General features: G+C 73.0%; 10 protein-coding genes and 1 pseudogene. 6 read left to right on the forward strand and 5 right to left on the reverse strand.

The annotated features are described in order from the left end of the window. The 4 genes from CR938_RS12455 to CR938_RS12470 all read left to right on the forward strand — a co-directional run. The coding region (locus CR938_RS12455) for a 2-oxo acid dehydrogenase subunit E2 (RefSeq protein WP_211365232.1) at nt 1-574 on the forward strand (574 nt) is incomplete at its 5' end. A 135-nt stretch (nt 575-709) separates the two neighbouring features. Continuing rightward, on the forward strand, nt 710-2,146 hold the full coding sequence (gene lpdA, locus CR938_RS12460) for a dihydrolipoyl dehydrogenase (protein ID WP_162125323.1): 1,437 nt from the start codon (nt 710-712) through the stop codon (nt 2,144-2,146). A gap of 190 nt (nt 2,147-2,336) precedes the next feature. Beyond that, nucleotides 2,337-2,930 (forward strand): LOG family protein, encoded by a 594-nt coding sequence (locus CR938_RS12465; protein WP_162125324.1) that lies wholly within the window; start codon nt 2,337-2,339, stop codon nt 2,928-2,930. Nucleotides 2,931-3,028: 98 nt separating this feature from the next. After that, the gene (locus CR938_RS12470; protein WP_162125325.1) at nt 3,029-4,027 is read left to right on the forward strand and encodes a YhdH/YhfP family quinone oxidoreductase; all 999 of its coding nucleotides are present in this window, start codon (nt 3,029-3,031) and stop codon (nt 4,025-4,027) included. 28 nt (nt 4,028-4,055) lie between these two features. Here the strand turns inward: CR938_RS12470 and CR938_RS12475 are convergent, their stop codons facing one another. After that, entirely contained in the window at nt 4,056-4,946 is an 891-nt protein-coding gene (locus tag CR938_RS12475) for a putative bifunctional diguanylate cyclase/phosphodiesterase (protein ID WP_162125326.1), read from the reverse strand. Nucleotides 4,947-4,967: 21 nt separating this feature from the next. Continuing rightward, on the reverse strand, nt 4,968-5,105 hold the full coding sequence (locus CR938_RS12480) for a hypothetical protein (protein WP_162125327.1): 138 nt from the start codon (nt 5,103-5,105) through the stop codon (nt 4,968-4,970). Between the two features lie 540 nt (nt 5,106-5,645). On the opposite strand from CR938_RS12480, the gene pilH reads away from it, so the two are divergent. Next, nucleotides 5,646-6,035 (forward strand): twitching motility response regulator PilH, encoded by a 390-nt coding sequence (pilH, locus tag CR938_RS12485; protein WP_162125328.1) that lies wholly within the window; start codon nt 5,646-5,648, stop codon nt 6,033-6,035. Nucleotides 6,036-6,039: 4 nt separating this feature from the next. Here the strand turns inward: pilH and CR938_RS12490 are convergent, their stop codons facing one another. Together CR938_RS12490 and CR938_RS12495 are read right to left on the reverse strand one after the other, a co-directional pair. Beyond that, on the reverse strand, nt 6,040-6,906 hold the full coding sequence (locus CR938_RS12490; RefSeq protein ID WP_162125329.1) for a DnaJ C-terminal domain-containing protein: 867 nt from the start codon (nt 6,904-6,906) through the stop codon (nt 6,040-6,042). Between the two features lie 177 nt (nt 6,907-7,083). After that, on the reverse strand, nt 7,084-7,533 hold the full coding sequence (locus CR938_RS12495) for an Hsp20/alpha crystallin family protein (RefSeq protein WP_162125330.1): 450 nt from the start codon (nt 7,531-7,533) through the stop codon (nt 7,084-7,086). Between the two features lie 190 nt (nt 7,534-7,723). Between CR938_RS12495 and CR938_RS12500 the strand changes: the two genes are divergently transcribed. Then, on the forward strand, nt 7,724-8,203 hold the full coding sequence (locus CR938_RS12500; protein WP_162125331.1) for a peroxiredoxin: 480 nt from the start codon (nt 7,724-7,726) through the stop codon (nt 8,201-8,203). A 57-nt stretch (nt 8,204-8,260) separates the two neighbouring features. Here the strand turns inward: CR938_RS12500 and pbpC are convergent. After that, nucleotides 8,261-10,669, reverse strand: a pseudogene (gene pbpC / locus CR938_RS12505) (penicillin-binding protein 1C); the annotation flags it as partial. Nucleotides 10,670-10,870: the final 201 nt, after the last annotated feature.

Below are 10,870 nucleotides of genomic sequence, written 5' to 3' on the forward strand. Positions count from 1 at the left end.
CGCGCGCAAGGAGCTGGGCGAGGAGTTCCAGAAGACCCACGGCATCAAGCTGGGCTTCATGAGCTTCTTCGTGAAGGCCGCCGCCAACGCCCTGCAGCGCCACCCGATCATCAACGCCTCGGTGGACGGCGACGACATCATCTACCACGGCTATGCCGACATCTCGATCGCCGTGGCCACCGACAAGGGCCTGGTGACCCCGGTGCTGCGCAACGTCGAGCGCATGAGCTTCGCCGACGTGGAGAAGGGCATCGCCGACTACGCCAAGAAGGCGCGCGAGGGCAAGCTGGGCCTGGAGGACCTGCAGGGTGGCACGTTCACCATCACCAACGGCGGCACCTTCGGCTCGCTGATGTCCACGCCGATCGTCAACCCGCCGCAGAGCGCGATCCTGGGCATGCACGCCATCAAGGAGCGCCCCATCGCCGAGAACGGCCAGGTGGTGGTCGCGCCGATGATGTACATCGCCCTGTCCTACGACCACCGCATCATCGACGGCAAGGACGCGGTGCTGTTCCTGGTGGACATCAAGAACCAGCTCGAGAACCCGAACCGCCTGCTGTTCGGCCTGTAATGGCAACGGCCCCGCCGCGGCGGGGCCGTCTCCTCCGGGCCGCCGCCCGCGCCCTGCGCCGCCGCGGCCCGCCGCCTTCCCCGCCCCGCCAGGGCACCCGACCCGCCCCGGGAAGGGACAGGAAAGGAACTGGAAATGGCTGAACAATTCGACGTCGTCGTCATCGGTGCCGGCCCGGCCGGCTATCACGCCGCCATCCGCGCCGCCCAGCTCGGCCTGAAGACGGCCTGCATCGACGCCGCGCTGGGCAAGGACGGCAAGCCCGCCCTGGGCGGCACCTGCCTGCGCGTGGGCTGCATCCCGTCCAAGGCGCTGCTGGACTCCTCGCACCAGTACCACAACCTGGTGCACTCCTTCGAGCAGCACGGCATCAGCGTCAAGGACGCGAAGATCGATGTGCCGAAGATGATCGCCCGCAAGGACGGCATCGTGAAGCAGTTCACGGGCGGCATCGCCATGCTGTTCAAGGCCAACAAGGTCACCCCGTACTACGGCTTCGCCACCCTGCACCCGAACCGGGTGGTCAAGGTCAAGCAGCATGACGGCGCCGAAGTCGAGCTGGCCGCCGGCAACGTGATCATCGCCGCCGGTTCGGAGTCCATCGAGCTGCCGTTCGCGAAGTTCGACGGCGAGTACATCGTGGACAACGTCGGCGCGCTGGACTTCACCGAGGTGCCCAAGCGCCTGGCGGTGATCGGCGCCGGCGTGATCGGCCTGGAGCTGGGCAGCGTGTGGCGCCGCCTGGGCGCCGAGGTCACCATCCTCGAGGCCCTGCCGGAGTTCCTGCCGGCCGCCGACGCCGAGGTCTCCAGGCTGGCCGCCCGCGAGTTCAAGAAGCAGGGCCTGGACATCCAGCTGGGCGCCAAGGTCAGCAAAGCCGAGGTCACCGGCAAGGGCAAGAAGAAGGAAGTCACCATCACCTACGCCGACAAGGACGGCGAGAAGACCCTGGTGGTGGACAGGCTGCTGGTGGCCGTGGGCCGCCGCGCCGCCACCCGCGGCCTGCTGGCCGAGGGCACCGGCGTGCAGCTCAACGAGCGCGGCCAGATCGTGGTGGACGAGCACTGCCACACCGGCGTGGACGGCGTGTGGGCCATCGGCGACTGCGTGCGCGGTCCGATGCTGGCGCACAAGGGCTTCGAGGAAGGCATCGCCGTGGCCGAGCTGATCGCCGGCCTGCCGGGCCACGTCAACCTCGAGACCATCCCGTACGTCATCTACACCTCGCCGGAGATCGCCTGGGTCGGCAAGACCGAGCAGCAGCTCAAGGCCGAGGGCGTGCCGTACAAGGCCGGCAGCTTCCCGTTCGCGGCCGTCGGCCGCGCCGTAGCCATGGCCGAGCCGGTGGGCTTCGTCAAGGTGCTGGCGCACGCCGAGACCGACCGCGTGCTGGGCCTGCACCTGATCGGCCCGAACGTGTCCGAGCTGGTCCACGAGGGCGTGCTGACCATGGAGTTCCACGGCAGCGCCGACGACCTGGCCCGCATCTGCCACGCCCACCCGAGCCTGTCGGAAGCCATCCACGACGCCGCCATGGCCGTGGACAAGCGCTCCATCCACAAGGCCAACTGAAGCCCGCGTCCGGAACGGGCGGCCCGCCTGCGCCCGTTCCCGCACCGGCATCCGCGCCCCGCCAGGGGCGCCGACGGCGAAGCCGGGCCATGCCCGGCTTCGTGCTTTTCCCGGCTCCCCCGGAGCCGTCCCTGCCCCCGCGGCCCGGCGCTTTCCGGACCGCCATACAGCGTCCACGGAAAACCGATCCATGCGTTCGATCTGCGTCTACTGCGGCTCCAACCCCGGCAGCAAGCCGGCCTACGCCGAACGGGCCATCGCCCTGGGCACCCGCATCGCCCGCGAGGGCCTGCGCCTGGTCTACGGCGGCGGCAATGTCGGCCTGATGGGCACCGTGGCCAACGCCGTGCTGGAGGCCGGCGGCCAGGTCACCGGCGTGATCCCCAAGCAGCTGGCCGACTGGGAGGTGGCCCACCGCGGCCTGACCGAGCTGGAGATCGTCGGCTCCATGCACGAGCGCAAGATGCGCATGTTCCAGCTGTCCGACGCCTTCGTCACCCTGCCCGGCGGCTTCGGCACCATGGAGGAGATCTTCGAGATGCTCACCTGGCGCCAGCTGGGCATCAGCAACAAGCCGTGCGCCTTCCTCGACATCGAGGGCTTCTACGCGCCGCTGATCGGCATGATCGACCGCATGGTCGCCGAACGCTTCCTGCACCCGGACCAGCGCGCCGACCTGTGGTACGGCAGCGACATCGACGCCATGCTGGCCTGGATGCGCACGTACCAGCCGGCGCAGGCCTCCAAGTGGATCGACGAGAAGCGCCTGAGCATCATGAAGTGACCCGGCCGGCGCGCGCCGCCGCGCCACCCGCGTCCGCACTGGCACCGCCACCGGCCCGCGGCTAAAGTCGGGCCTTCGCAGTCCGCAACGCATGCCCCATGGCCATTCCCGACAGTTTCCCCGCCTTCCGCATCCACAACGACGAGGCCGGCTACCGCAGCGGCATCGAGACGCTGGCGCTGGAGGACCTGTCCCCCGGCGAGGTGGTGGTCAAGGCGGCCTGGTCCTCGGTCAACTACAAGGACGCCCTGGCCGGCTCCGGCAAGGGCAAGATCCTGCGCCGCTTCCCGCTGGTCGGCGGCATCGACGTGGCCGGCCACGTGGTCGCCTCCACCGATCCGCGCTTCCGCGAGGGCGATGCGGTGCTGGCCACCGGCTGCGGCCTGAGCGAGACCCGCGACGGCGGCTACTCGGCCTACGTGCGCCTGCCGGCGGAGTGGACCATTCCCCTGCCCGCCGGCCTGGACCTGCGCCAGAGCATGATCCTGGGCACGGCCGGCTTCACCGCCGCGCTGGCCCTGTACCGCATGCAGGAGAACCGGCAGGCGCCGGAGCTGGGCCCGCTGGCGGTCACCGGCGCCACCGGCGGCGTCGGCTCGCTGGCGGTGGCGATCTTCAGCAAGGCCGGCTACGAGGTGCACGCCATCAGCGGCAAGGCCGACCAGGCCGGCTACCTGCGGTCGCTCGGCGCCAGCCAGGTGCTGGGCCGCGAGGTGCTGGAAGGCCGCCGGCCGCTGGAGTCGGTGCGCTTCGGCGGCGGCCTGGACAACGTCGGCGGCCCGATGCTGGTCAGCCTGCTGGCGCAGACCGCACCCTACGGCAACGTCGCCTCGGCCGGCCTGGCGGCCAGCGCGCAGCTGGACGCGCTGACGGTCATGCCCTTCATCATCCGCGGCGTGTCGCTGCTGGGCATCGGCTCGGCCGGCACCGCGCGCGACATCCGCGGCCGCATCTGGGAACTGCTGGCCGGCGAATGGAAACCGGCACGGCTGGATTCCATCTGCACCCGCGAGGTCACCCTCGAGCAGCTGCCGGAGGTGTTCGACACCATGCTGGCCGGCGGCTCGCTGGGCCGCACCGTGGTGCGCCTGGGCTGATCCCGCCCTGCGGCCGCGGCGCGCGGCCTCAGGCGGCCCGCCCCGCGACCCGCTCCTCGAACGTGGCCAGGTCCGTCGGCCGGCCGAACAGATAGCCCTGGAACAGGCGGCAGCCCTGCCCCAGCAGCAGCTCGTACTGCTCCACCGTCTCCACGCCCTCGGCGATCACCTCCACGCCCAGGTCGTGGCCCAGACGCAGCAGGTTGCGGGTGATGCTGCTGGCCTGGGTGTCGCCGACGATGCCGGCGACGAAAGCGCGGTCGATCTTCAGTTCGGTGAAGGGCATCTGGTGCAGGTAGGACAGCGACGAGTAGCCGGTGCCGAAGTCGTCCAGCGACAGGCCCACGCCCGCCGCCTGCAGGGCCTGCATCTTGGCCACCGTCGCCTCCATGTCCTCCATCAGCACGCTCTCGGTCAGCTCCAGGGTCAGCAGTCGCCCGTCCACTCCGTTCTGGCGCAGGCAGTCCAGCACCTGCGGCACGAAGTCGGGCTGGCGCAGCTGCAGGGTGCTGATGTTGACCGACAGCCGCAGCCCGCGCAGCACAGGGTCGTCCTGCCAGCGCCGCAGCTGCGCGCAGGCCTCGCCCAGCACCCACTGCCCCAGCGGCAGCACGAAGCCGGTTTCCTCGGCCGCCTGCATGAACCCGCCCGGCCCGACCAGGCCGTGCGCCGGGTGGTTCCAGCGCAGCAGCGCCTCGGCGCCGAACACCCGGCCGGAGGCGCCCAGCTGCGGCTGGTAGAACAGCTCGAACCGGCGCGAGGCCAGGGCGCCGCGCAGCTCGGCATGCAGCTCGCGGCGCGCGGCCGCGTCGCTCTCCTGCAGGTGCAGGATCACCACCACCGCGGCGGCCACGCTCAGCAGGTTGAACCAGATGCCCACCCGGCGCAGTCCGTCGTGCAGCGCGTACGGCCCCGGCACGCCCTGCGGCTGGGCGGCGAACTACATGAAGGCCAGCAGGAACACGGCCACGCAGACGTAGCGCAGCCACTGCGGTTCGTCGCGGAACACGAAGTGCGCGCCGGCCGCCAGCACCACCAGGAACAGGTGGGTGGTGCGCGGGATGGTGGCCGTCTGCACATCCAGGAAGGCGGTGAAGAAGCAGACGTAGGCCAGCAGCCCGGCGAAGGCGAGCCACGAGGCGGCCCGGGTGCGTCCGCGCTGGGCCGCGGCGGCACCAGCGCGCCCAGCAGCATCAGCACCAGCTCCACCGCCGCGTGCAGGTAGGCGCCCTGCACGGCGAAGAACAGGCTCCAGAAGGCGCCGACCAGCAGCATCAGCACGCCGGTCGCCAGCAGGATGCGGCGCGCGCGCTGCCGGCGCCGCTGCTGCAGCGCGCCCTCGAACCTGCCGGCCGAACCGGCGCCTGGCTTCTTCATCCCTGCCGCCCTTCGGGCCTGCGGGCAAGCCTACTCCCGCGCCACCGGCGGCGGATCAAGACGGCGTGAGGCCGGCACCGGCAGCCTGGGCGTGGGCGCACGCACGGGCTCGGCGGACGCGGTCCCGGCGCGGTGGCGTCCCGAATGCGGGCCCGGACCGGCCCGCCGGGGCGCGGGCTTCCGGCCCCGGCAGGCTGCGGCTACACTGCGGGGCCACAGGGGAACCATCTCGGGGAAGCCAATGGCACGGATCCTGATCGTGGACGATTCTCCGCCCCAGCTCCTGGGCATCCAGCGCATCGTCGAGAAGCTGGGGCACGAGCCCCTGACCGCCGAGGACGGCGCCGCCGGCGTGGAGCTGGCCAGGAGCGCGCTGCCGGACCTGATCCTGATGGACGTGGTGATGCCGAACCTCAACGGCTTCCAGGCCACGCGCACGCTCAGCCGCGATCCGGCCACCCGCGACATCCCGGTGGTGCTGGTGACCACCAAGGACCAGGAGACCGACCGCACCTGGGGCCTGCGCCAGGGCGCGCGCGCCTACCTCACCAAGCCCTTCGCCGAGCCGGAGCTGGCCGAGGTGATCGAACGCCTGCTGGCCGAGCGCACCGCGCCGCCGGCCGGGGCCTGAGGCCTCACTCGCCGAAGGCGCGGGCCAGCTCGCGGTAGGCCTTGCGCTGCGCCTCGGTCACCGGGGCCGGCGCCTGCACCTCCAGCTCGATGATCTGGTCGCCCGGCGGATCGCCGGGCAGGCCACGGCCGCGCAGGCGCAGCTTGCGGCCGGAGTCCGACTCCGGCGGGATCTTCACCTCCACCGGGCCGCCGAGCGTGGGAACGTTGACCGTGGTTCCCAGCGCCGCCTGCCACGGCTGCACCGGCAGGGTGTAGAGGATGTTGCGCCCGTCCACCTCGAACTGCGGATGGGCCTGGTACTCGATCTCCAGCAGCAGGTTGCCGCCATTGCGGCCCTGCCCGGCCAGGCGGATCGCCTGCCCGGCGCGGATGCCCTTGGGCACCTTCACGTCCAGCTGGCGGCCGTTGAGGGTGATGCGCACGCTGTCGCCGCGGTACACCGCCTCCAGCGGCACGCTCAGCCTGGCGCGGGTGTCGCCACGCGGCTGCTGCGGGCCGGCGCCGCGCGCGCCGGCCCCGCGCTGGCGCGCGAACAGGCTCTCGAAGAAGTCGCTGAAGCCGCCGCGGCCTCCGAAGTCGCCGAAGATCTCCTCGAAGTCGAAGCCGCTGCCGTCGAAGCCCGGCGGCGGATGGAACTCCTGGCCGGGGCGGTACCCGCGCGCGCGCAGCTGGTCGTAGGCGGCGCGCTTCTGCGGATCGCGCAGGACCTCGTAGGCCTCGTTGACGGCCTTGAACTTCTCCTCCGCGTCCGGCTCCCTGCTCACGTCCGGGTGGTACTTGCGCGCCAGCCGCCGGTAGGCGGACTTGATCTCCGCCTCGCCCGCACCCGGTTCGATGCCCAGGATCGCGTAGTAGTCCTTGAATTCCATCCGATCACCATCAATGCGGCTGCGCCCGGCGCATGCGCCGGGCCGGGAAAACGACCACGGCCCGTGACGCGCGCGCCACGGGCCGGGATTCTAGCGGGTCCGGTGCCCGGACCCGGCCGCGGATGCGCCGCGGTGCGCCGGGCGCGGCGGCCACGGAAAGCCGCCGGCGCGTGCCGTTCACTGCACCTGGATGCGGCGCGGCGTGGTCTCCGGGCGCTTGGGGATGTCGATGCGCAGCACGCCGTTGCGGCCGGTGGCGGTGATGCCGTCCGGATCGGCGCTGTCCGGCAGCGCGAAGCGGCGGTAGAACATGCCCCAGGCGCGCTCGCGGCGGGCGTAGCGCTCGGTCTCGGTCTTCTGCTCGCTCGCGCGCTCGCCGCGGATGCTGAGGATGCCCTTGTCCATCTGCACCTCGATGTCCTTCGGGTCCACGCCCGGGATGTCGGCGAAGATGACGAAGCGGTCGTCCTCCTCCTTGATGTCCACGCGCGGCGCCCACTGGCTGGTCACCACGTCGGACTGGTCGGCGACGGCGGCGGCCTCGCCGAAGAAGCGCTCGAAGACCTGCTTGAACTCGTCCTGCAGGTTCTGCAGCGGATGCACGGGGTTGTAGCGGACGATGGTCATGGTGGTTCTCCTTGCTCGGGGGCCGCAGGCGGAGGCCCGCGCGGCCATGCCCCGTAGATGGGTGCGGGCGGACCGGTTTCAACTCCCGTTGTCAAGATGCGCGTGCCGGCGTTCACCCGCGCCCCGTGCCTGGGGCTACACTGGCCCCAGCCTGGGCCGGCACAGGTCCCCCGCACACAGGAGCCCTGCCATGACCGTGCAAGTTGGTGACCGCATCCCCGAGGTCGTGCTCAAGTGCATCCGCCAGGGCGTGGAGAACGTGGACACCCGCACCCTGTTCGACGGGCGCAAGGTGGTCCTGTTCGCGGTGCCGGGCGCGTTCACCCCGACCTGCTCGGAAAAGCACCTGCCCGGCTACATCCGCCACTTCGAGGATTTCCGCGCGCGCGGGATCGACGTCGTCTGCATGGCGGTCAACGACCCGTTCGTGATGCAGGCCTGGGGCCGCCCCCTGAACGTGCCCGACGGCCTGCAGCTGGTCTCCGACGGCAACGCCGACCTCACCCGGGCCCTGGGCATGGAGATGGACGCCAGCGGGTACGGCATGGGCATCCGCGCCCGCCGCTTCGCCCTGTACGCCGAGGACGGCGTGGTCCGGCACCTGTTCGTCGAGGCGCCCGGCGAGTTCCGCGTGTCCTCGGCCGAGCACGTGCTGGCCGCGCTGGACTGAGCCGCCGCCTCGGCCGCCGATCGCGATCCCGGCCGGCGCCGGGCGCCCGACCCCCGTCACGCGGAAGCGCACCTGGCTCCAGGCGCCACTGTCGGCCAGGGCGGTGAGCACGTGCTCGCCGTCGCCGGCACGGGCGTAGTCGTACTCGAAGCCGCGGCCGCCCTCGCTCTGGCCGATCCAGCGTCCGTCCAGCAGCCAGCGCACCGGCCCGGCCGCGCCCAGCGCGCGCACCTGCAGGCGCAGCCCGTGCCCGCTTCCGGGCGGCGGCGCCAGGGTGGCGCCGTCGGCGATGCCGCGGATGCGCAGGGCCAGGGCCGCCTCGCGGCCGTCCGGGGCGCAGTCGGGCGACAGCGGCGGCAGGGTCGCGGCGGCACGCTCGGCGGCCGACAGCCAGGGCGACAGCAGGGCCGGCCAGCGCGCGATCTCCATCTCGCGCTCCGGGTGCGGCCGGGCGCAGTCGGCCGACAGGCGCAGGCCCGTGGCCGCGTCCACCCGGAAGCGCTCGCGCCCGGCGCTCCACAGCCGCGCATCGCGCTCCGGGAAGGTGGGCGGCACCGCCCCGTCCAGGACCCAGGCCTGCAGGCGCCGCCGGCACAGCGGCGGCGGCGGGTCCGCCGCGGCCAGGCCCAGCGCCCAGCACCCCCCCCCCGCCTCCACCGTGGCCGGGCGCGGCACCGGATCGGCGTCGCCGGGTGCGCGCGGCAGGCTGTCCAGCACCTCGAACAGCAGCGGCAGCGCGGTCACCGCCCCGTACTGGCCGGGCAGCGCGGTGCCGTCCGGCCGTCCCACCCACACCCCCACCGTATAGCGGCGGGCGGCGCCGATCGCCCAGGCGTCGCGGAAGCCGTAGCTGGTGCCGGTCTTCCAGGCCACGGGCGGGCGGCTCGAGGCCAGCACGGCGGACGCGCCGGGGCGCGGGTTGGCCTGCAGGACCTCGCGCACGATCCAGGCCGCGCCGGGCGAGAGCAGGCGGCGCTCGGCCAGGGGCTGTTCCGGGGTGTAGCGCACCGGCGCGGCCAGGCCGCCGCGTTGCAGGGCGGCGAACCCGCCCACCAGGTCCTCCAGGCGCACACCAGCCCCGCCCAGGATCAGTGGCAGGCCCGGCCGCGCCCCGCGCGGCATGCGCAGGGGGATGCCGGCGTGCTCCAGGCGCGCGGCAAAGCGCACCGGCCCCACCCGGTCCAGCAGGTCCACCGCCGGCACGTTGAGCGACAGGCGCAGGGCCTCGTCCGCCGCCACCGGGCCATGGAAGGCCTCGCCGAAGTTGCCGGGGCGGTAGCCGCCGAAGTCCTGCGGCGCGTCCACCAGCAGGCTCGCGGAATGGATCAGGCCCTCGTCCAGGGCCATGCCGTACAGGAACGGCTTGAGCGTGGAACCGGGCGAGCGCCAGGCCCGGACCATGTCCACGTGGCCCAGGCGCTGGGCGTCGCCGAAGCTGACCGAGCCGACGTACGCGCGCGCCTCCATGGTCGCGTTCTCCACCACCAGCAGCGCCGCCGAGGTGCGCGGCGGCAGGGTGGCGAAGTAGGCGGCCACCCGCTCCTCCAGCGCCCGCTGCAGGTCCGCGTCCAGGGTCGTGGCGATGCGGGCCCGGTGCGGCTGCCCGCGGCGCAGGCGCTCGGCCAGCAGCGCGGCGTGCACCGGCACCTGCAGCGAGCGCGCCCCCACCGGCTCCATGCGCGCCTCGGCCACCACTTCGGCCGGCCATACGCCCAGTGCCTGCATGCGCGCCAGCACCTTGTCGCGGGCCGCACGCGCGGCCTCCGGATGGCGGTCCGGGCGCAGCCGGCTGGGCGCCTGCGGCAGCACCGCCAGCAGCGCCGCCTCGGCGTGCGACAACTGCGCGGCCGGCTTGCCCAGGTAGGCCCAGCTGGCCGCCTCCACGCCCTCGATGGTGCCGCCGAACGGTGCCCGCTCCAGGTACAGCTGCAGGATCCGGTCCTTGGACAGACGCGCCTCCAGCTGCAGGGCGCGCGCCAGCTGCCGCAGCTTGGCCGGCAGGCTGCGGGTCTGCCCGCCCTCGAGGATGCGCGCCACCTGCATGGTCAGGGTGGAACCGCCGGAGACGCTGCCGCCGCTGCGCCGCCACTGCCCGGGCGCGCGCAGCAGGGCCAGCGGGTTGACGCCGGGGTGCCAGCGGAACCAGCGGTCCTCGTAGGCCAGCAGAGCCTGCAGGTACAGCGGCGAGACCGTCGCCGGCGTGGCCGGATGGCGCCACACGCCCCCGGCGTCGGCGAAGGCGCGCAGCGGCGTGCCGTCGCGCGCGGGGGCCACGGGGGCGGTGCCGGAGGCGCGCGGCAACGGCGGCGGGAAGGCCAGGCCGGGCACCAGCACGGCCAGCAGCAGCACGGCCGGGCCCCGGCGCAGCCACGGCACCAGGCGCCACCAACCGCGCCCGCCTCCGCCCGTGTGCTCCAGCCCCGACCCCGCCAAGACGCCCTGCTCCCGTTCCGTTCCTGTGGTCATTTGAAGCGATCCCCGGCGCGGCAGGAAGGGGCCCAGGCGCGCATGTCCGGCCACCGCGCCCGGTCATCGAGCAACCTGATTAGCCCCGACCCTCAGCCGCCAGTCGCAGGATGTGCGTCGCCCACCGCCGAGCATACGGCCACCTGAAGGCGACGAGGTGGCGTCATGAGCATCAATTCCGTGCAGTTCCAGGCTGGCCTG

Source organism: Pseudoxanthomonas taiwanensis, assembly GCF_010093135.1.
GTDB lineage: Bacteria > Pseudomonadota > Gammaproteobacteria > Xanthomonadales > Xanthomonadaceae > Pseudoxanthomonas > Pseudoxanthomonas taiwanensis.

What these genes read in the sequence shown, in the direction of transcription:
- CR938_RS12495 (WP_162125330.1), bottom strand. Translation starts at nt 7,533, where the DNA reads ATGACCATCGTCCGCTACAACCCCGTGCATCCGCTGCAGAACCTGCAG.
- CR938_RS12470 (WP_162125325.1), top strand. Translation starts at nt 3,029, where the DNA reads ATGGCCATTCCCGACAGTTTCCCCGCCTTCCGCATCCACAACGACGAG.
- CR938_RS12490 (WP_162125329.1), bottom strand. Translation starts at nt 6,906, where the DNA reads ATGGAATTCAAGGACTACTACGCGATCCTGGGCATCGAACCGGGTGCG.
- pilH (WP_162125328.1), top strand. Translation starts at nt 5,646, where the DNA reads ATGGCACGGATCCTGATCGTGGACGATTCTCCGCCCCAGCTCCTGGGC.
- CR938_RS12465 (WP_162125324.1), top strand. Translation starts at nt 2,337, where the DNA reads ATGCGTTCGATCTGCGTCTACTGCGGCTCCAACCCCGGCAGCAAGCCG.
- CR938_RS12500 (WP_162125331.1), top strand. Translation starts at nt 7,724, where the DNA reads ATGACCGTGCAAGTTGGTGACCGCATCCCCGAGGTCGTGCTCAAGTGC.
- lpdA (WP_162125323.1), top strand. Translation starts at nt 710, where the DNA reads ATGGCTGAACAATTCGACGTCGTCGTCATCGGTGCCGGCCCGGCCGGC.